Raw genomic sequence first — 19,800 nt, 5'->3', positions numbered from 1 at the left:
GAGGGAAAAGAAATCGCACCGCGATTTCCCCGAGAAGGCCCAAGCGCAAGCGCAGGGCTCGAAGGATGACCATCACAAAATTATTCCCCACTGTGTCATCCCGGAAGACCCGAAGGGTCTATCCGGGACCCAGCACCAGGTCGCGAGCCCGGACTGGGCCCCGGATATTTGCTGTGCAAATTCCGGGGTGACACCAAGAGGAGAGTCCTGACGACTAGCCGCGGTTCTGGCGGTTGTTGATCAGGTCGTCGACCACTTCCGGTTCTGCCAGCGTGGACGTGTCGCCAAGGTTAGAGAATTCATTCTCCGCGATCTTGCGCAGGATGCGGCGCATGATCTTGCCGGAGCGGGTCTTCGGCAGGCCCGGGGCGAACTGGATCAGGTCCGGCGAGGCGATCGGGCCGATCTCGGCACGGACATGCTGGACGAGGTTCTTGCGCAGCGCTTCATCCGGCTCCACGCCCTGCACCAGCGTGACATAGGCATAGATGCCCTGCCCCTTGATGTCGTGCGGATAGCCAACCACGGCGGCCTCTGCGACGGCATCGTGGCTGACCAGCGCGCTTTCGACTTCCGCCGTACCCATCCGGTGGCCGGAGACGTTGATGACGTCATCCACGCGGCCGGTGATCCAGTAGAAGCCGTCTTCGTCCCGGCGGCAGCCGTCGCCCGTGAAGTAATTGCCAGGGTAGGCCGTGAAGTAGGTATCGATGAAGCGCTGGTGATCGCCATAGACCGTGCGCATCTGGCCCGGCCAGCTGTCGGTAATCAGCAGGTTGCCCTCCGTCGCGCCGGGCAGCTGTGTGCCGTCGGCATCCACCAGGACCGGCTTGATGCCGAAGAACGGGTGGCTCGCCGCACCAGGCTTCAGGTCCGTCGTGCCGGGCAGCGGTACCATCATGGTTGCGCCGGTCTCGGTCTGCCACCAAGTGTCGACGATGGGGCAGCGCGCCTCCCCCACAACATGGAAATACCATTCCCAGGCTTCCGGGTTGATCGGCTCGCCCACCGTGCCGAGCAGGCGGATGGATTTGCGCGAGGTCGCGTTCACCGGGTCTTCGCCTTCGCGCATCAGTGAGCGGATGGCCGTTGGCGCGGTATAGAAGATGGTCACGCCATGCTTGTCGCATTCCTGCCAGAAGCGGCTGGCGTCCGGATAGGTGGGAATGCCTTCGAACATGACCGTGGTGGTGCCGTTCGCCAAAGGTCCGTACACGATATAGGAGTGGCCGGTGACCCAGCCCACATCCGCCGAGCACCAGTAGACATCGTCTTCCTTCAGGTCGAACACATATTCATGCGTGATCGAGGCCCAGACGAGATAACCGCCGGTCGTGTGCAGCACGCCCTTCGGTTTGCCGGTGGAGCCGGACGTGTAGAGGATGAAGAGCGGGTCTTCGGCATTCATCGGCTCCGGCGGGCAATCGGACGAGACGCCCTCGGCGGCTTCGTGCAGCCAGTGGTCCCGGCCTTCAACCATGTTGATCTCGGCGCCGGTGCGCTTCACGACCAGCATCGTCTTCAGCATGCCATTGGAAAGGTCTGCGGCCTTGTCGGCATTCACTTTCAGCGGCACCTTGCGGCCGCCGCGCACGCCTTCGTCGGCAGTAATCAGCACGGTGGACTCGCAGTCCGTGATCCGGCCGGCCAGCGCTTCCGGGCTGAAGCCGCCGAACACGACCGAGTGGACCGCACCGATCCGCGCACAGGCCAGCATGGCATAAGCGGCTTCCAGGATCATCGGCATGTAGATGGTGACGCGGTCACCCTTCTTGACGCCAAGCTTCTTCAGCACGTTCGCAAAGCGGCAGACGGCGGCGTGCAGCTCCTTGTAGCTGACCTTGTGGCTCTCGTTCGGATTATCGCCGATCCAGATGAAAGCCGTCTTGTCGCCGCGCGTTTCCAGATGCCGGTCAATACAGTTGGCGGTGACGTTCAGCTCGCCATCGGCATACCAGCGGATGTGCAGGTCACCGGTCTCCCAGGAGACGTCCTTCACCTTGGTATAGGGCTTGATCCAGTCGAGCCGCTTGCCCTGCTCCCCCCAGAAGGCTTCCGGGTCCGCGAGCGAGGCGTCATACATTTCCTTGTACTTTTCCGGCGTCAGGTTCGCCTTCGCCGCGAATTCCTCGGGAACGGGGTAGATTTTTGCCTGATCGCTCATGGTCGTTTCCTCGTAGGGCATGAATTTTCGTCCTGATGTCAGAATGCATATTTGGTGGAGAAGGTGAAGCGACTGATCGACCCATCGGCGCCGGATTCCAGCTCGCGGATGCCGTGAAGCAGCTCCAGTCCGACGGTCATTTTCGGGGCGACATCCCACAGAACCGCACCATAGGCGGACTGGACAGACCTGGTCGTGGCGTTCGCCGGGAGGTAGTTCGGATTGTCGACAAACAGGCCCGAATAACCGACATTGAAGCGCGCCGTTTCACCGAACGGATGGCGCCAGGCGACCAGACCGCCATAGCTGGGAATGGCTTCCAGCTTGCCGTTCGGATCAAGCGCCGTGGAGCGGCTGGCCGCTAGGCCGACATACCGCCCGATCCCCTCGCCGCCGACAAGATTGAAGCGGATGTCGTCTTTCTCGCCGGCTTTCACCTTGCCCGAAACGCTGAGGCCGTAGCCGAAGGTCTCGTCTTCCGAGGTACCGAAATCCGCGCGAAGCTGGCGGGCGATACCGGCCACGGAGACATTGCCGTAATCGCCGGTAAAATTGTAGCGAGCGACAATGTCCGGAATGAGGTTCTCATCGCGTGAGCCGGCATTCAGCGTGGTCGTGTTCGGGTTCTCCAGGGCGAACATCCAGTTGCCCTTGGTGTAGCGGATCTGGGGCTGGCGAATGAACACCATGCCGTCGGAAAGGATCAGGAAGCTCGCGCTCTCCGGAATGGCTGATGTGTTCTGGAACGTCGACCATTCCTGGCCTGCCAGCCAGTTGCCATACTTCACAAACGCCCGGCGCAGGCGCGGCGAATAGGAGTTCGAGACCAGCTCATTGCCCTGGGCAGAGCCGAGGAAGTCGAGCTCGATATAGCCTTGCACCGTGTCCTCGCCCGCAGGCTTGGAGGCCGAGAAGAAGAAGCGGGAGGATTCAGCGGTGAAGTCGGTAAAATCCGTACCGTCCCCGCCGACCGGCGTGGCGCCCGGAATGTAGAAATCCCGCGCGATGGAGCCCGACGCAATCGCCCCATCGCTCAGCGAGGTCGCATGCACGTCGAGATCGACAATGCCGCCGAATTTGAGGGTCGTGTCCCCGACGAGAAAACCATCCGTCTTCGGAGCCGTTGCGGCCGGCGCAGCCTGTGTGGCCACTGTCTCGATCCGGACGATGTCTGCGTCCGTGTCCGCTTTTTCAGCGGCCAGTTCGGCCTTCAGGTCCGCCACCATCGCTTCCAGTGCGGCGATACGCTCCTCGACTGTCTGCTCCGCATTGGCGGCCAGTGCCATGACCGCAACAGACGCCGTCAGCAGTAAACCTCTAATTGACCTTGGCATCAGTTTCCTCCCGTGCCTTATTGTTTTGAGGGAGTATCCTTCCGGCAGGGAAACGCCGCTATTGGCCATTGGTGCTAAGACAAAAGTCTAATGCCGCTCGACATCCCTTTCCGCCGGGGTATGGTTCCCCTAACAGGATGCAGACTGCGGGTCAGGAAACCCGCGGCGCTCGGGGAGGCAGATAGAATGGGACTGGTTCCGACCGTCCTGATCGTGGACGATCATCCATTATTCCGTGACGCGCTCGAAGCCGCGCTCGGCACGGCGTTTCCGGATGGCGCGACGGCGCATCATGCCAGCAGCCTGGCCGAGGCGCTGTCCCGGATTAAGGAACAATCCTTCGACCTGATCCTGCTGGACCTGACCCTTGGGGACACGCAGGAATTCGACGGACTGACGCGGATGATGGCCGCCGGGCCGGGGTGTCCGATTGTCGTCGTATCGGCAACGGATGCCCCGCAGGCCTTCGGTACGGCCCGGGCGCTTGGGGCCGCGGGCTACCTGCCCAAGAGCATGTCGATGGAAGACCTCTCCGCCGCCCTCGCAACGGCACTGGATGGCGGGCAATGGTTCCCGCCTGACGATCCCGCCGCCAATGCCGGGCGGGAGGAACTGCTGGCCCGTGTGGCGGATCTGACGCCGGCCCAACGCAAGGTTCTCTCCGGCCTCAATGATGGCCTGCTCAACAAGCAGATTGCCTATGAGATGGATATTTCGGTCGCGACGGTGAAAGCGCACATGACGGCGATCTTCCGCAAGCTGGGCGCGAACAACCGGACCCAGGCGCTGCTGATCTTCAAGGAAGCCACCTCGCTCTGACCCCGCGCTCAGGCGGAGACGTTCTGCGACAGCCCCTCCAGGAAGCGGCGGATGTCGTCTGGCGCGGCCGGTTTGCGCAGCATGGCCACCCCGTCGATGCCAGCCTGCGTCCGCACCGCGTCGTTCGACGCGGCGGTCAACAGCAGTACATTGTCCGGTGAGGTCAGTTTGGTCCGGCTCATCGCGATCAGGTCAAAGCCGTCGATCGCATCCTGCAGGTTCAGGTCCGCGATCATCGCATCGAACGGCTCGGCACCTAGCCAGGCCTGTGCCTCGGCGGCAGAGCGCGCACCGCGGACCTCACAGCCCCATCCGGTGAGCAACGCGGTCATGCCGTCCACGATGGCGGCTTCGTCGTCCACGACCAGAACTTTCAGACCGGCAAGGCTGACTGGTTTTGGCGCCGCATTCTTCGGAACGCTGCGCTTGCGCTTGCCGGACTTGGCCGCCAGCGGAACCGTCACGGAAAAGACGCTGCCGCGGCCGGGCACCGAACGGATCTTGATGTCCGCCTCCATCAGGTCCGCAAGGCGTTTGGAAACGGGCAGGCCCAGGCCTGCGCCCCGGATACCTGTATTGTCGGTATCCTCGAAACGCCGGAACTCCTCGAACACAAGCGGCAGGCTGTCTGCGGGAATACCGGGCCCTGTGTCCCACACCTCGATCCGCGCCATGTTTCCACGCCGGCGCGCCCCGACCAGTACCGCGCCTTCGCGCGTATAGCGCCGGGCGTTGGAGATGAAGTTCCGCAGGATACTTTTCAGAAAGTCCGGATCCGCCTCCACCACGAGGCTGGAGGGGGCGATGCGCAGATCGATCCCGGCCTGCTCTGCCATCGGCATGGCCTCTTCCACCAGATCCTCCAGCAAGGGACCGACCGGCAGCTGCACCGGCTTCGGCGCGATGCTGCCATGATCGAGACGTGAAATGTCCAGCAGGCCGCGGATCAGTTCGTCTGCAGACTGAATGGCCTTGTCTGCGCGTGAGACCAGCGTCTGGCCCTGCTCGTCCGCCCGGATGGAACCGAGGAACAGGCGTGCCGCGTTCAGGGGCTGCAGCAGATCGTGGCTCGCCGCCGCAAGGAAGCGCGTCTTAGAGGCGTTCGCCCCTTCGGCGTCACGGCGGGCGAGGTCCAGATCCTGCGCCATGTCTTCAAGGTCCTGCGTGCGTTCGCGAACCCGTGTCTCGAGAGTCTCGTTGGCTTCGATCAGGGCCCGCTCGCGCAGCTTGTCTTCTGTGATGTCCGTGAAGGTCGTGACATAGCCTCCGCCCGGCGTCGGGTTGCCGACGATGCGCAGGAAGCGCCCATCGGGATTGCGCCGTTCATAGGTATGCTGGCGCCCCGCCCTCATGTGCGCCACGCGGCGGTGGGCCTCTTCTGCCGGGTCGCCATCGATCCAGCCGGACTTCAGATTGTATTCGATCAGTTTTGACACCGGCGTGCCGACCGCCACGAGATCGTTCGGGTAATGGAACAGGTCCAGATAGGCGGTGTTCCACGCGACAAGGCGCTGATCTGAATCCACCACGGAAATTCCCTGCGAAATGTTCTCCAGCATGGATTGCAGCATGTGCCGGTCGAACCGTTCGGCCTGGGTCTTGTGATCCAGCATGGAGAGCACATCGCGCAGGGCGACCTGGTTGCCCCCGATGGCCGATGCCAGCACGACGCGGGCCGATGAGGCCCCCAGCGCCGATGCGAGCAAGCGCTCCGTCCGCTGAACAAGCCGCCAGTCCGCCGGGCCATCACCGGATGCGGACACACCGGACACCCGCCCGAAATCGGCGAAGGCATGTTCCACGGCTTCAGGGTTCAGGAAGCGGGAGGCCAGCGTCTTCAGCCCGTTGGGTGTCACCGCCGCGACAGTATCCGCCGAGCCGGGGTCCGTCTGGCCGCGCGGCTCCGGATCGCCGACAAAGACAGAGGACTGAACCCGGTCGCGCAGACGCTCGCGCGCCCTAAGCGACAGGATGATATAGGCGGCGATATTGGCGCCGAGGCTCCAGACGACGCCGTGGATCAGGCTGTCATCGAAACGCGCCCCCAGCAGGGCATGCGGGTCCAGCCAGCCCGGCAGAGCGGCGGCCATCCGGTCATGCTGAAGGATCGCCGGCAGGAACAGCGTGTAGGCCCAAAGGCCCATGCCGAGCAACAGCCCCCAGACGACTCCTGCCCGCCGTCCGCTGCGCCAGTAGACGCCGCCGACCAGCCCCGGCGCAAACTGGGCCGCGGCAGCGAAGGAAAGGAGGCCGATCTGCGCCAGCGCTTCGCCCGTCCCGGCCAGCCGGTAATAGCCATAGGCACATAGCACGATGACGATGATCACGCCCCGGCGGATCATGGTCAGGCGCGCACCGGAATTGCCGCCAAGGCTGGCGAAGCGGCCGGTCTGCATCACCGCCGGGACGATCAGGTCATTGGTGACCATGGTCGACAGGGCAACACTGGACACGATCACCATGCCGGTTGCCGCCGAGAAGCCGCCCAGGAACACGAACAGGGCCAGCAGGCCGTTGTCCTGCGCCAGCGGCAGGTCGAGCACAAAGAGGTCCGGCGGCACATCGGCGCCGAGGGTCGACAGGCCGGCAATCGTGATCGGGATGACCACCGCGCTGGTCAGGGCGAGATAAGCTACGAACACGACACGCGCGGTCTTCACCTCACGCCGGTCGCGCCGCTCGATCACTGCAACGTGGAACTGGCGCGGCAGGCAGATAATCGCGCACATGGACAGGATCGTGGTGGTGATCATCCGCTGTGACAGAACCCCGCCTGAAAACGGCTCGGTCGCCTGCGCCGGCACATGAATGTCCGGCGATGTGATCAGCGACAGGGACAGTGTGGCAACGGCCACCAGGGCGACGAGCTTGATCACCGCCTCCAGTGCCAGCACCTGCATCAGGCCGGCATTGCGCCGCGTCGCATCCGACTGGCGCGCCCCGAACAGGATGGCAAAGACACCCATGGCAAGCGCGGTGAACAGGACGGTCTGGCTGGCCGGGCGGGCCCCGGCATTCTCTGCCCCATAGGCCAGCGCCTGAAAGCTCATCCCCACCGATTTCAGCTGTAGGGCGATGTAAGGCAGGCTACCCGCTACCGCCGCCAACGCCGCCAGCGCGCCGACGCCGCGGCTCTTGCCATAGCGGGCGGACAGAAAGTCCGACAGCGAAGAGATACTCTCCCGCTGGGCAACATCCCCGATCCGGCGGATCAGGTCCGGCAGGAACAGGAAGACCAGCGCCGGACCGAGATAAATCGCGAAATAGTCCCAGCCATTGGTGGCCGACGTGCCGACCGCGCCGAAGAACGTCCAAGAGGTGCAATACACCGCCAGCGCCAGGGCGTAGATGTACGGGCTATGGGTTGCCGAAGGCTCCCGCGCGCGCCGGTCGCCGCGCCAGGCAATGGCAAACAGGCCGAGCACATAAAGCCCCGTTGCCCCAACGATTAGCCAGACCGGCATGGACGAAAACTCCTTGAGGGCCGATCTTCACCCGCCAGGCGCCCGTCTGGCAAGTTCGCCCAAGGTCTGGTGCAGAGAATCAAAATGGGCGGTCCGCTCTGACGGACCGCCCAGGTTGGGAAGGTTCCGGAGTGCCGCCTTCTTATTCGGGCAGCATTTCCGCGTCCGCGATCCCGTGTGGGGTCCGGGTTCCGGGCACACGGATGTCTTCCACCAGATCCTGGATGTCCTGTGGCGGAGGAGCGGTCACCAGGGCGACCACAACGCCGACAGCCAGCGACAGGAACATGAAGACAAAGCCGATCCCTTCCGGAGACACGCCCAGCCACCAGTGCGAGGAATCCGTGTCCACGAACTTGAAGTGGTAGATGTACCAGAAGGTGGTGATGAGACCGGTCAGCATGGAGGCGATGGCGCCTTCGCGGTTCATCCGCTTCCAGAAGATGCCGAGCACGATTACCGGGAAGAGCGAGGCGGCAGCCAGACCGAAGGCGAAGGCAACCACCTGCGCCACGAAGCCGAGCTTGGCCGTGTTCATTCCCATGATCCCGGCGAGGATCACGGCACCAGCCGCTGCGCCCCGCGCGGTGAGCAGTTCCTGCTGGTCGGTCATGCCCTTGAAGAAGGTCCGCCGGCAGAGGTCGTGGCTGACCGAGGACGAGATCACCATCAGGAGACCCGCCGCTGTCGACAGGGCCGCTGCGAGTCCGCCTGCCACGACAAGACCGATCACCCAGGCTGGCAGGCCAGCGATGGAGGGGTTCGCCGTCACGATGATGTCACGGTCCAGCTTGGTGACTTCATTGTCAGCCCCGGCGCGGTACTGGACAACGCCGTCGCCATTCTTGTCAGTCACTTCCAGCAGGCCGATCTTTTCCCAGTCCTTGAACCATTTCGGGATCGGCTTGCCGCCCTCGGCCACGATGGCCGCCGCTTCGGTGTCATAGTCGGCATCGCTCGCGATATAGGTCGACTCATTCACCGTATCGATGAAGTTGAGACGGGCGAGCGAGGCCACAGCCGGTGCGGTCGTGTAGAGCAGCGCAATGAACACCAGCGCCCAGCCGGCCGACACGCGGGCAGCCCCTGCGCTCGACACGGTGAAGAAGCGGATGATCACATGCGGCAGACCGGCCGTGCCGAACATGAGCGCGCCTGTGATGGCGAACACGTCGAACATGGACTTGTCGGTCTGCGTGTACTCGAGGAAGCCGAGATCCGTCACGACGGTATTCAGCTTCTCCAGCATGGAGATGTCTTCACCCTTCACATTGGAGATGAAGCCCAGCTGCGGGACCGGATTTCCGGTAACGATCAGTGAAATGAAGATCGCGGGTACAGTGTAAGCAAAGATCAGCACGACATATTGAGCCACCTGCGTATAGGTGACGCCCTTCATGCCGCCGAGCACCGCGTAGACGAACACAATCGCCATGCCGACCATGATGCCGGTGTTGAACTCGACCCCCAGGAAGCCTGAAAAGGCCACGCCCACACCCTTCATCTGCCCGGCGATGTAGGTGAACGAAACGAACAGGGCACAGACGACCGCGATCAGGCGGGCCGTGGTCGAGTAGTAGCGGTCGCCCACAAAGTCCGGCACGGTGAACTTGCCGAACTCGCGCAGGAATGGCGCAAGCAACAGGGCCAGCAGAACATAACCGCCGGTCCAGCCCATCAGATAGACCGAGCCACCATAGCCCATGAAGGCAATCAGGCCCGCCATGGACAGGAACGAGGCCGCCGACATCCAGTCGGCCGCCGTGGCCATGCCGTTGACGGTGGGGTGGACGTCATGTCCGGCGACATAGAAGTCGTCGGTCGAACCGGCCCGCGCCCAGAGCGCAATGCCGATATAAGTCCCGAAAGTCAGGATGACCCAGAAATAGGTCCAGAATTCCTCGCCGCCCATCGTCTCAGGCCTCCACGCCGTATTTCTTCTCCAGGCGGTTCATTGCCCGGCAGTAGTAGAAAATCAGCCCCACGAAGACGTAGATGGATCCGTTCTGTGCGAACCAGAATCCCAGGGGCGCGCCGCCGATCGACACCTGGTCGAGCACGCTGCGCAGCAGGATGCCTGCCCCGTAGGACACGATGAACCAGATGGCGAGAAGGCTCAGGGTCAGCCTGACGACGTCGCGCCAGTACCCCTTCGCATCAATCTCTTTGATATTGTGAGTCATTGTTTCCGTTTCCTCCCTTTGACCCTTGCCGTCGCCGGCTCATGTGGCCGTTCTTGTTGTCGGGGTGCGGCAGCCGCAGGTTGCACGCTGACGCAAAAGGGCTGTCTCAGACAGCCCCACTTTGGTCTTAGCTTTCCTGGCGGATACGCTTGGCGTGGCGCCGTTCTTTCCAGCCACTCCAGAGCAGCGCCCCGGCCAGCCCCAGCCCGCCGATCAGGTAAGCCTCGCCGAGGCCGAACCCGTCCGACAGGCTGAAGCCCGACGCGAGACGCACCGCATAGATTGCGGCCATAAGCAGGCCGAAGGCCATCATCACATGCGATTTCAGCATCTTTTCCTCCCGTATTCTTTTCACCAGTTTACGCGATTTCCCCCCGCCACCATCCCCGACCTTGGTCGGAGGGGGCGGAAACAAGTCAAAGCAGACTGACAGGGCGCTAAAGCCCGCCCCATTCCACCTGCCGCAAACCCTTGCCAATACAGGGCTTATGGGGTACCTGCGCGCCTTCAGAAACGGCGGCGCGAGGCCGTACGTGTCAGCTTCTCACCTCACCGGACTGGCGGGGCGGAGTCGAGGGCGAAAGGAAAAACAATGTCAAAACAACAGATTACCTTCAATGTCGAACTGCGCGAGCGCGTCGGCACCGGCGGCGCCCGTGAAGCCCGCAAAAACGGCATGGTGCCGGGCGTCCTCTATGGTGGCGGCCAGGACCCGGTGGCGATCAGCCTGAAGCGTGGTGAAGTGCAGAAGGCCATCGAAACTGGCCACTTCCTGTCTTCGACCGCAACCCTCGTCCACAAAGGCGAGAAGCAGCTGGTGATCCCGCAGGCGATCCAGATGCACCCGGTCACCGACCAGCCGATGCACGTGGACCTGTTCCGCGTCGACGCCAAGCAGAAGATCAAGGTAGAAGTGGCTGTGCACTTCGTCGGCGAAGAAGTCTCGCCGGGCCTCAAGAAGGGCGGCACGCTCAACGTGGTTCGCCACGCGGTCGAACTGCTCGTCCCGGCCGGCCACATTCCGGAATCGCTGGAAGCCGACGTCTCCAAGCTGGAAATCGGCGACAATGTGAAAATCTCCGACATCACCCTGCCGGGCGATGCCGAGCCGACCATCACCGACCGCGACTTCACCATCGCCACCATCGCCGGCCGCTCGGCCAAGGCCGATGATACCTCTGCCGAGGCAGGCGAAGAAGAAGGCGCTGAAGAAGAAGGCGACGAAGAGAAAGAAGACTAAGTCTCTTCCCTTCCATCCTTTAACGTGCGGCCCGCCTGTCCTATGTTGCAGGCGGGCCGCTCACTTTTTACCCCCAAGCCCCGGCAGGAGGCGCATTCCTCATGTTGATCCTTACCGGACAGGGAAACCCCACCGACCGCTACGCAAAGAACCGGCACAATGCCGGCTTCATCGTGGTGGACGCCCTGCACACGCGGTACAATTTCGGGCCATGGCGTTCGAAGTTCGAAAGCCTGATCGCGGAGGGCAATGTCGGCGGGCAAAAGGTTCTGCTTGTCAAACCGCAGACCTATTACAACGAGACCGGCCGTGCCCTCTCGAAGATCCTGCAATTCTACAAGCGCCCGGCTGATGATGTGACCGTCTTCTATGACGAGATCGATCTCGCCCCCGGGCGGCTGCGCGTGAAGCGCGGTGGCGGGCATTCCGGCAATAACGGCGTGCGCTCGATGATGGCGCATCTCGGCGAAAGCTTCCGCCGTGTGCGGATCGGTATCGGTCATCCCGGCGACAAGGCCATGGTCATGCCGCACGTCCTGTCAGACTTCACCAAGGCTGACCTGCAATGGTTCGAGCCGATGATCGACGCAATCGGAAGCGCCCTGCCCTTCCTGCTGGATGGCGATGACGAGCGGTTTCAGACCGAAGTCATGCGCCTCGCCCCGGCACCGAAGCACGATCCGAAACAGGCCGCCAAGCGCGGCGAGGCCTGATCAGGCGTCGATTTTTGCAAGCACGGCGGCTTCGGCGGCTTCCGCCATTGCGACGGCGCCGACCGTTCCGTGGGCCGGCACCGGGCTGCGCGCGAGGCCGAGGCAGGCGGCATAGAAGCCTTCATCAGCGGCGCCCAGCGGGTCAGGCAGCTCAGCAGAGATGTCGACCTTGATCTCGTAAGGCGTGGAGTTCTCGACCTTGCGGGTCAGGAAGTCGATGGCGATTTCGCCTGAGGGATAGACGACATGCATGCTGCGCTGGCGCTCAGTGGCGGCGCGGCTGGCTGTCAGGCGGGCCTTGCCACCGGCAGCATAGGTGAACTCAGCCGTCGCCTCGTCGATATGGGCCGAGTGGACGCGGCGCCCTGTGGCGCTCACGCCGGTAAACTCATTGCCCAGCATCATCGCGGCAAGGTCGAGGTCATGGATCATCAGATCCCAGATGACCGACACATCGCCTGCGCGATTGTCCGGCGCCGGCGGACCGGAACGGACCGATTCCAGCAGCAGCGGGGTTTCCTCAATGGCCAGCACGCCCATCGCCTTCGCGACGAAGCGCTCCTGATGGCCCACCTGAAGGATGCGGCCATGGGCTGCGGCCTCGTCAGCAAGGAAGCGCGCGGCCTTGCCGGTCAGGGCCAGAGGCTTTTCACACAGAACATGACGGTGCGCCTCGATTGCCTGCCGGGCCAAGGGTTCGTGCCAGGTGGCGGGCACAGCAATCACGACCGCGTCGCATGCCTCCAGGAAAGCGGCATAGTCGTCGAAGCCCTTCGCGCCGAACTGCTCAGCGATACGGGTCGCACGGGGCAGATCGATGTCGTAGACGCCAATCAGATCGGTGTGGACCGATGCGGCCGCCTTCTGCGCGTGATAGTTCCCGAACACCCCGGCGCCCGCGACGCCCACTTTCAGCTTCGTCATGTCCTAGCCCTCTGTCCCGTTCGGCATGGCACCCAACCGCCGCAGTATCAAGGCTGTGGCACAGCCCCTCCGCAGCGGCTTTCTTGGCGATTGCCCCTTCACAGCGCCGCTCTTCACGCCCAATTAGGGCCCAAGACAAACACAGGAAACCAAGCAGGAGGAATCACGAATGGCTACACTTACATCAACGGAATGGGCCCTTGCCCGCCGCCCCGTCGGACTGCCGCAGCAGTCAGACTTCGAGAAAAAGACGGTCGAGATCGGCGAGCCGGGCCCCGGTGAAATTCAGGTCCAGAATTCCTGGATGTCGGTCGACCCGTATATGCGCGGCCGCATGTATGACCGTGAAAGCTATGTGCCGCCCTTCCAGATCGGCGAAACCATGACCGGCGGCGCCGTCGGCCGGGTGACGGCATCGAACAATCCCGATTTCCAGGTCGGCGACCTTGTCCAGTCGATGAATGGCTGGCGCACGGCCTGGGTCGGCGATCCGGCGAGCGCCATGGCGGTGAAACTGCCGGGCGATACCGGCCTCCCGGACAGCGCCTTTCTCGGTGTCGCGGGCATGCCGGGCCTCACGGCCTATGCCGGCATCCTGCGAGTGGCCGAGCTGAAGGAAGGCGACACCGTGTTCGTCTCCGGCGCAGCTGGCGCCGTCGGCTCCACCGTGGTGCAGATCGCCAAGATCAAGAACTGCACCGTCATCGGCTCGGCCGGCGGACCGGACAAATGCGCTTTCGTGAAGTCGCTCGGCGCCGATCATGTGATCGACTACAAACAGGCCAAAGGGGCTGAAGGCCTCGTCGCTGCCCTGAAGGAAGCCGCCCCGAAAGGCATCGACGTCTATTTCGACAATGTCGGCGGCGACCACCTGACCGCCGCCATCGAAGCAGCCCGTCCGATGGCACGCTTTGCCGAATGCGGGATGATCGCCCAGTACAACGAAACCGGCACGCCGGTTGGTCCGCCCAATATCATCCAGGTCGTCGGCAAGCAGCTGAAGATCCAGGGTTTCATCGTCTCGACCCACGCCGATATGCAGCCAGCCTTCCTTGCGGATATGGCCAAATGGATCGCGGCAGGGCAGATGAAGTTCCAGGAAACCGTGATGGAGGGAATCGACAAGGCGCCTGACGCCTTCATCGGTCTCTTCAGCGGCGCCAATACCGGCAAGATGCTTGTGAAACTGGGATAGTCATGGCGGCTCTCTTCGACGCGTATATCATGGTGGACTGGAGCGCGGCGTCAAAGCCCGTGACCGGGGCCAATTCGATCTGGATTGGCATCCTGGCCAAGGACGCACGCCTGAAACTTCAGTTCCGCGCCGTGAACATTGAAACGCGTCTGAAGGCCCGCGAATTCCTGGAGGACATGGTCGGCAAGCTGACGAAGCGCGGCGACCGTGTCCTTCTGGGGTTTGACTTCTCGCTTGGCTACCCGGCCGGCACGGCAGAGGCCCTCGGCCTGAAGCTGGACGGCAAGGCGCCGTGGCAGGCCATGCATGAGCACCTCGCCGCGAAGCTGAAGGACAAGCCGGACAATTCCAACGCCCGCTACGCCATCGCAGCCGGGATGAACTATGCCGTCTCGAAGGGGCCGTTCCCCTTCTGGGGGGCGCCGGCGCGCGATGTCGTCTCGACACTGGGTAGCACGAAGCCCGACTACACTGATGGCCCCCTGCCGGAATACCGGATCGTTGAAGCCCATCTGCGCGACAACAAGCTGGGCCAGCCGAAATCTGTCTGGCAGCTCGCTTATACTGGCAGTGTCGGCAGCCAGTCCCTGACCGGGATTCCCCATGTCCATGCCCTGCGCGAGGCCTGGCCGGGCGCCCGGATCTGGCCGTTCGAATTCGATCCGGCAGAGCCCCTGACCGAGGAAACGCTCACTGACGTGAACGTCGTCATGACCGAGATTTACCCCTCATTGACCAAGGTAAAGCCCGAATCCGGCGAAACGCTGGATGCGGCCCAGGTTCGCGAAATTGCCCATTATTATGCGTCCCTCGACGAAAAAGGGGCGCTTTCAGCTGCATTTTCCACAGCCAAAAGCCTGGAACCGGCCGAAAACACGAAAATTAAGGCCGAAGAGGGCTGGATTCCGGGCGTATAGCCCGTGTTTATTGGGAATCCGGCGTGTTCAGGGTTTCCGAATCGTGGACTAGTCGAACCAACGGCGGGGCATCGCCGTTTAACTCAGAGGAGAACCCGTATGAACAAGGGTGAACTTACGAAGGCAGTGGCCGCTGCTTCTGGTCTGTCGCAAAGCGACGCCGGCAAGGCCGTTGATGCTGTATTCGACACGATCGCTGACGCGGTGAAATCGCGTAAGCAGGTCGCCATCGCAGGCTTCGGCACTTTCGCGCCGAAAACCCGCAATGCCCGCACCGGCCGGAACCCGGCAACCGGTGAACCGATCAAGATCCCGGAGAAGACATCGGCTTCCTTCAAGCCGGCCTCCGCAATGAAGGACCTCTAGAACCGGTCATCCGTTACCGGATAATGTAGAGAATTCAGGCGGCGTGTCCTTTCAAGGGACGCGCCGCTTTCAATTCCAGCATCAGCGTCTGCAGCGTCCCTGCCACGAACACGCCAATCAGCGCACCTTCCATCATGCCCCGCGCCCCGTTTCCCTGCACGATGCCGAACCAGTAGCAAGCCGGCAGCATGACGAGGAAGAACGAGCCGATGTGAATAAGACTCGGCGACCAGACGATCTCCTGCGCCCGCAGTGCGAAGGACGCCGTGGCCTGGATCCCGTCGAATACCGTCATGACCGATGCCAGGAACAGAAGCGATGCAATGGCAGGGGCAATCCGGACACCGTCGATCACCGCTTCGCCATCGACCAGCAACACCGAAAGCGGCCCACTGAAGATGACGAGGCTTAGCCCGAGCGTTACGCCCGTCAGGATCGTTGCAGCTACGCCGAGGCGGCCAGCATTGACCACCTCCTCCTTGTTGCCGCGGCCGAAGGCTTCCGCCACCCGGACACTCGTTGCCGAAGCAATGCCCATATAGAACATGAAGCAGAAGCCGACGAGCTGGATTGTGTATCCGTATACGGTGTTGGCTGCCAGGCTGATCCAGGTCGCGATCGTGAAGGTCAGGTTGAACCCGCCCCACTCCGCCACATTGGAGATCGCCGAGCCGATACCAACCTCGAACTGCCTGCGCGCCTCACCCGGCTCCGCCTTCGGCGACGCCCGGAAAGCCGGCGTCAGGAAGATGACGGCGATGAACATCGCGACCGCAATGGCATAGCGCGAGCCGGTCGTCGCGATGGCGACGCCTTCCGCCCCCATCTGAGGCAGTCCCCAGAAGCCGCCGACATAGGCAAGGTCCAGAACAATGTTCAGCAACACACCGCCATAGCTGATAATTGCCACCAGCGTGGGGCGCCGCAGCGCTTCCAGATAGAGACCGCACACCGTCGAAATGGTGAAGCCCGGTAGCGCCAATGCCAGAATGTGCGTAACCGACGCCGTCGACGCCGCAACGTATTCCGGATTGGCGAGATCGGTTGTCTCAGAGACAGGCGCGATCTCGACGAACAGCCAGTAGAACAAGGGGTCTGCGATCAGAACCACAAGTCCCAGAAGCACCACGCCAAGCCCAATGGAGGCCAACAGTCCCCGGCGGAAAATCCGCCCGGACTGGGCATGCCGCCCGACGCCCAGCATTTCCGAGGTCAGGACCTGAACCCCGATCAGAATGCCCATACTGAAGCCCAGCGTGACGCCCATGGGCAGCCAGGAGTTCAGCACGAACGGCAGCTCGCCTGGCGCAAACTGCCCCAGCACCACCGCATCCGTCATGCTCATCAACATCATCGCCATCCGGGAGATCGCGATGGGCACCGACAGGCGCAACAAATCAATAATGTCCCCAAGCCGGACCCAGGCCGGCCAGTTCATGCTCCGCATTGGAATACCCTCTGCCCGGCGCCATAGGCCGGGCTCGTGTGTCTTGTTGAATTGTGTTGTGCGAAGCAAGGCCGGATCAGGTCCGGCCTTGTAAATTTACCGTGTCCTGACGGAGACGGATCTGGCTGTCGCACCCGGCTTTTAAGGCCGGTTAAAGCGTGTGCGTCAGCCGGCCTTGCGGGCCGTGTCCTTGCCGTTGCCGAGCGCCTGAAGCTTCTCTGCCACCAGGAAGGCCAGCTCCAGCGCCTGCTCACCGTTCAGTCGCGGGTCGCAGTGCGTGTGGTAGCGGCTGGAGAGGTCGTCCTCGGAGATCGCCTGCGCGCCGCCGATACATTCGGTGACGTTCTGGCCGGTCATCTCGAAGTGAACCCCGCCCGGGTAACAGCCCTCAGCATTCATGACGTCGATGAACTGGCGCACCTCGGAGAGGATACGGTCCACCGGGCGCGTCTTGAAGCCGGAGTCCGTCTTCAGCGTGTTGCCGTGCATCGGATCGCAGGACCAGACAACCGTCCGGCCGCTTGCCTTCACGGCGCGCGCCAGCGGCGGAAGCCCCTGCGCCACACCATCGGAACCGAAGCGCGAGATCAGCGTGATCCGGCCTGCCTCATCTGTCGGGTTGATCGTCTCGATCAGGCGGACAAGCTCGTCCGGCTCCATACCGGGGCCGCACTTGATGCCGATCGGGTTCTTGATCCCCTTGCAGAAATTGACGTGGGCATGATCCACCTGACGGGTCCGGTGACCGATCCACAGCATGTGGGCCGATGTGTCGTACCAGTCGCCAGACGTGGAATCGATCCGGGTCAGCGCTTCCTCATAGCCGAGCAGCAGGGCTTCGTGGCTGGTGTAGAACTCCACCTGCGCCATCTGGGGCACGGTTTCGGCATTGAGGCCGACCGCTTCCATGAATCGCAGAGACGCGGAGATCTGGTCCGCCAGCTTCTCATAGCGTTCGCCCTGAGAGCTGCGGTCCACGAAGCCGAGCATCCAGCGGTGCACATTGGCGAGGCTGGCATAGCCACCCTGGCTGAAGGCGCGCAGCAGGTTCAGCGTCGCTGCCGACTGGGAGTAGGCCTGGATCAGGCGCTCCGGGTCGGGCATGCGGGCTTCCGGCGTGAAGTCCATGCCGTTGATGTTGTCGCCCCGGTAGGACGGCAGCGTCACACCATCGATCGTCTCGATCGGCGCCGAGCGCGGCTTGCCGAACTGTCCGGCGATCCGGCCCACTTTCACCACCGGCTTGGCGGCGGCGAAGGTCAGCACGACGGCCATCTGCAGAATCACGCGGAACGTGTCGCGGATGTTGTCCGGATGGAATTCCTTGAAGCTTTCCGCGCAATCGCCGCCCTGCAGCAGGAAAGCGTCGCCTGCGGCCACTTCGGCGAGGCGGGTTTTCAGGCGTCGGGCTTCGCCGGCAAATACCAGCGGCGGAAACGAGCGCAGACGGGCCTCTGCTGCAGCAAGTGCTGCAGTATCCGGGTAATCCTCCGGGATGTGCTTCGCCGGCAGTTGGCGCCAGTCGGAAGGGGTCCAGTTGCTCATCTTACGCTCCATTGATGGCCGCATTAATCACATGGCAGGCGATCGCTCAAGTTTCACCACAATTTCACAGCACAACGCTGGCGGAATCACCTCGTCACGCCTTAGGTAGTCAGGACCTGAGGCAAGCCTGAAGGGACCGCCGCGAGATCATGTCTCACGTCTATATCGCCCACTCCACGCTGGACCTCGACGACCTGCTGAAGCTTCACGAAGCGATGCGGGCTGAGTCGATCCCGGTAAAATTCGCGCCAGACGACGCCAACGACCGCGATCGTAACAATCGCGACATCGATGACGCCTTCGCGATGATCGTGCTGGTGTCCGCGACCTCCGTGCGGTCAAAGACCGTCCGGCAGGATATTGAGCGCGCCAAGGCCCGCGGCCTGCCGCTGATCCCCTATCAGATCGACAAGGCGCGCCTGAACGGCTTCTTCAAGCAGGAAGTCCAGCCGCATCTGCGTCTGTCCAGCACAACACCGGACGGTCTGGCGCAGCTGGTCCAGCAGACGCTCGACGCCTACAAGAAGAAATGCCCGGTCATCGCCGTGATGAATCTCAAGGGTGGGGTCGGCAAAACGACCGTTTCGGCGCAGGTCTTCGGCGCCTGGCACGCCATGGCCGGCGGACGCATTCTGCTGATTGACCTCGATCCGCAGTACAATCTCACTCAGACCTTCTACGAAATGGATGTCGCGGATGAGAGCGCGGCGGCGGACCGCTCGGTCATATCGCTGTTCGAACGTTCGCGCCTGCATACGCGGGATGCGGAAAGCCCGGCCGAACACTGGCTGAGCCTGTCGACCGAGCCCTTTGCCCCGGTCGCGCGCGATTACCTGGTCCATGACCTGATGGCCGACAGCAACAGCCCGCCCGGCCGGTTCGACATCATCTCTGGCCAGTTCGAGATATCGAAATACGCCTTCGCCACCGACAATGACGCGTTGGAGCAGATCAAGCGGCACTTCCTGCGTCAGGTCGACTTCTATCGCAGCGAATACGATCTCATCGTGTTCGACACGAACCCCAACGCCACCTTCCTGACCCGCTGCGCGCTGGAGGCGGCAGACCGTGTGCTGGCGCCGATGCACACCGACATCTATTCCCTGCGCGGGGTGAAGCTGCTGAACCAGGTGTTGCGCACGCAGATCCCCGTCGGCAAGCGCCCGGCCCTGTCAGTTCTCTTCAATGCGGTCAGCCGGTCGGAACAGTCGACCTTCGAGGCGGATGCCCGCAATGGCGCGTTTGACGATGCAGCCGGCTTCCCGCTGTCGAAAGCGCTGCTGAAGTCCGCCCTGCCCCGCTCCAAGCATTTCGCCGTGAAGCCTCCGCAGGAGGGCCAGCCGCCCTGGAAACAGCTGGTGATCCATTCCGGTCGCGGCGGCGGGCTGAAACAGATCCGCGAAAGCCTGAAGACAATCGCGCTGGAACTGAAGACGCTCTGCGACGAGACGCATTAGAGCAAGTTCAAAGCAATCGGCGTCGATTGTGA

At 62.8% G+C, this 19,800-nt stretch carries 16 protein-coding genes; 7 read left to right on the top strand and 9 right to left on the bottom strand.

Features of this window, described 5'->3' with window-relative positions:
- Nucleotides 1–214: 214 nt before the first annotated feature.
- Together acs and HJA_RS04575 are read right to left on the bottom strand one after the other, a co-directional pair.
- A complete protein-coding gene (gene acs, locus HJA_RS04580; protein WP_035578977.1) occupies nt 215–2,164 on the bottom strand; it encodes an acetate--CoA ligase in 1,950 nt (649 codons plus the stop codon).
- 38 nt (nt 2,165–2,202) lie between these two features.
- The gene (locus HJA_RS04575; protein ID WP_035578714.1) at nt 2,203–3,498 is read right to left on the bottom strand and encodes a DcaP family trimeric outer membrane transporter; all 1,296 of its coding nucleotides are present in this window, start codon (nt 3,496–3,498) and stop codon (nt 2,203–2,205) included.
- Nucleotides 3,499–3,684: 186 nt separating this feature from the next.
- Between HJA_RS04575 and HJA_RS04570 the strand changes: the two genes are divergently transcribed.
- On the top strand, nt 3,685–4,317 hold the full coding sequence (locus HJA_RS04570) for a response regulator transcription factor (protein WP_035578711.1): 633 nt from the start codon (nt 3,685–3,687) through the stop codon (nt 4,315–4,317).
- A gap of 8 nt (nt 4,318–4,325) precedes the next feature.
- Here the strand turns inward: HJA_RS04570 and HJA_RS04565 are convergent, their stop codons facing one another.
- From HJA_RS04565 to HJA_RS04550, 4 genes are all read right to left on the bottom strand, one after another.
- Entirely contained in the window at nt 4,326–7,781 is a 3,456-nt protein-coding gene (locus tag HJA_RS04565) for a PAS domain-containing hybrid sensor histidine kinase/response regulator (protein WP_035578709.1), read from the bottom strand.
- A gap of 142 nt (nt 7,782–7,923) precedes the next feature.
- Entirely contained in the window at nt 7,924–9,693 is a 1,770-nt protein-coding gene (locus HJA_RS04560) for a sodium:solute symporter family protein (RefSeq protein WP_035578706.1), read from the bottom strand.
- Between the two features lie 4 nt (nt 9,694–9,697).
- On the bottom strand, nt 9,698–9,964 hold the full coding sequence (locus HJA_RS04555; protein WP_035578703.1) for a DUF4212 domain-containing protein: 267 nt from the start codon (nt 9,962–9,964) through the stop codon (nt 9,698–9,700).
- A gap of 127 nt (nt 9,965–10,091) precedes the next feature.
- Nucleotides 10,092–10,295: a hypothetical protein gene (locus tag HJA_RS04550; protein WP_035578701.1), complete on the bottom strand. Its 204-nt coding sequence runs from the start codon at nt 10,293–10,295 to the stop codon at nt 10,092–10,094.
- A 261-nt stretch (nt 10,296–10,556) separates the two neighbouring features.
- Between HJA_RS04550 and HJA_RS04545 the strand changes: the two genes are divergently transcribed.
- Nucleotides 10,557–11,204: a 50S ribosomal protein L25/general stress protein Ctc gene (locus HJA_RS04545; RefSeq protein ID WP_035578699.1), complete on the top strand. Its 648-nt coding sequence runs from the start codon at nt 10,557–10,559 to the stop codon at nt 11,202–11,204.
- 101 nt (nt 11,205–11,305) lie between these two features.
- Nucleotides 11,306–11,917 (top strand): aminoacyl-tRNA hydrolase, encoded by a 612-nt coding sequence (pth, locus tag HJA_RS04540; RefSeq protein ID WP_035578695.1) that lies wholly within the window; start codon nt 11,306–11,308, stop codon nt 11,915–11,917.
- On the opposite strand, the gene HJA_RS04535 is transcribed toward pth, so the two are convergent.
- A complete protein-coding gene (locus HJA_RS04535) occupies nt 11,918–12,841 on the bottom strand; it encodes a Gfo/Idh/MocA family protein (protein WP_035578692.1) in 924 nt (307 codons plus the stop codon). It lies immediately after the preceding gene.
- 169 nt (nt 12,842–13,010) lie between these two features.
- Here HJA_RS04535 and HJA_RS04530 point away from each other — a divergent pair, with 169 nt between their 5' ends.
- From HJA_RS04530 to HJA_RS04520, 3 genes are all read left to right on the top strand, one after another.
- A complete protein-coding gene (locus HJA_RS04530) occupies nt 13,011–14,036 on the top strand; it encodes an NADP-dependent oxidoreductase (RefSeq protein WP_035578686.1) in 1,026 nt (341 codons plus the stop codon).
- A gap of 2 nt (nt 14,037–14,038) precedes the next feature.
- The gene (locus tag HJA_RS04525) at nt 14,039–14,953 is read left to right on the top strand and encodes a hypothetical protein (protein ID WP_035578682.1); all 915 of its coding nucleotides are present in this window, start codon (nt 14,039–14,041) and stop codon (nt 14,951–14,953) included.
- A gap of 99 nt (nt 14,954–15,052) precedes the next feature.
- Nucleotides 15,053–15,319 (top strand): HU family DNA-binding protein, encoded by a 267-nt coding sequence (locus HJA_RS04520; RefSeq protein WP_034768228.1) that lies wholly within the window; start codon nt 15,053–15,055, stop codon nt 15,317–15,319.
- A gap of 34 nt (nt 15,320–15,353) precedes the next feature.
- Here HJA_RS04520 and HJA_RS04515 read toward each other — a convergent pair whose 3' ends face one another.
- Both HJA_RS04515 and HJA_RS04510 read right to left on the bottom strand, forming a co-directional pair.
- A complete protein-coding gene (locus HJA_RS04515; protein WP_035578974.1) occupies nt 15,354–16,757 on the bottom strand; it encodes an MATE family efflux transporter in 1,404 nt (467 codons plus the stop codon).
- Nucleotides 16,758–16,931: 174 nt separating this feature from the next.
- Entirely contained in the window at nt 16,932–18,311 is a 1,380-nt protein-coding gene (locus HJA_RS04510) for a class II 3-deoxy-7-phosphoheptulonate synthase (protein ID WP_035578679.1), read from the bottom strand.
- A gap of 149 nt (nt 18,312–18,460) precedes the next feature.
- On the opposite strand from HJA_RS04510, the gene HJA_RS04505 reads away from it, so the two are divergent.
- Nucleotides 18,461–19,768 (top strand): ParA family protein, encoded by a 1,308-nt coding sequence (locus HJA_RS04505; protein WP_035578676.1) that lies wholly within the window; start codon nt 18,461–18,463, stop codon nt 19,766–19,768.
- Nucleotides 19,769–19,800: the final 32 nt, after the last annotated feature.

The organism is Hyphomonas jannaschiana VP2 (assembly GCF_000685215.1).
GTDB lineage: Bacteria > Pseudomonadota > Alphaproteobacteria > Caulobacterales > Hyphomonadaceae > Hyphomonas > Hyphomonas jannaschiana.
This window is presented reverse-complemented; position numbering and strand designations above follow the sequence as displayed.

Bases quoted from the DNA above. Each gene is read 5' to 3' on its own strand.
- acs (WP_035578977.1), bottom strand. From the start codon at position 2,164: ATGAGCGATCAGGCAAAAATCTACCCCGTTCCCGAGGAATTCGCGGCG.
- HJA_RS04505 (WP_035578676.1), top strand. From the start codon at position 18,461: ATGTCTCACGTCTATATCGCCCACTCCACGCTGGACCTCGACGACCTG.
- HJA_RS04520 (WP_034768228.1), top strand. From the start codon at position 15,053: ATGAACAAGGGTGAACTTACGAAGGCAGTGGCCGCTGCTTCTGGTCTG.
- HJA_RS04545 (WP_035578699.1), top strand. From the start codon at position 10,557: ATGTCAAAACAACAGATTACCTTCAATGTCGAACTGCGCGAGCGCGTC.
- HJA_RS04565 (WP_035578709.1), bottom strand. From the start codon at position 7,781: ATGCCGGTCTGGCTAATCGTTGGGGCAACGGGGCTTTATGTGCTCGGC.
- HJA_RS04555 (WP_035578703.1), bottom strand. From the start codon at position 9,964: ATGACTCACAATATCAAAGAGATTGATGCGAAGGGGTACTGGCGCGAC.
- HJA_RS04550 (WP_035578701.1), bottom strand. From the start codon at position 10,295: ATGCTGAAATCGCATGTGATGATGGCCTTCGGCCTGCTTATGGCCGCA.
- pth (WP_035578695.1), top strand. From the start codon at position 11,306: ATGTTGATCCTTACCGGACAGGGAAACCCCACCGACCGCTACGCAAAG.
- HJA_RS04530 (WP_035578686.1), top strand. From the start codon at position 13,011: ATGGCTACACTTACATCAACGGAATGGGCCCTTGCCCGCCGCCCCGTC.
- HJA_RS04515 (WP_035578974.1), bottom strand. From the start codon at position 16,757: ATGAACTGGCCGGCCTGGGTCCGGCTTGGGGACATTATTGATTTGTTG.
- HJA_RS04535 (WP_035578692.1), bottom strand. From the start codon at position 12,841: ATGACGAAGCTGAAAGTGGGCGTCGCGGGCGCCGGGGTGTTCGGGAAC.
- HJA_RS04510 (WP_035578679.1), bottom strand. From the start codon at position 18,311: ATGAGCAACTGGACCCCTTCCGACTGGCGCCAACTGCCGGCGAAGCAC.
- HJA_RS04560 (WP_035578706.1), bottom strand. From the start codon at position 9,693: ATGGGCGGCGAGGAATTCTGGACCTATTTCTGGGTCATCCTGACTTTC.
- HJA_RS04575 (WP_035578714.1), bottom strand. From the start codon at position 3,498: ATGCCAAGGTCAATTAGAGGTTTACTGCTGACGGCGTCTGTTGCGGTC.
- HJA_RS04525 (WP_035578682.1), top strand. From the start codon at position 14,039: ATGGCGGCTCTCTTCGACGCGTATATCATGGTGGACTGGAGCGCGGCG.
- HJA_RS04570 (WP_035578711.1), top strand. From the start codon at position 3,685: ATGGGACTGGTTCCGACCGTCCTGATCGTGGACGATCATCCATTATTC.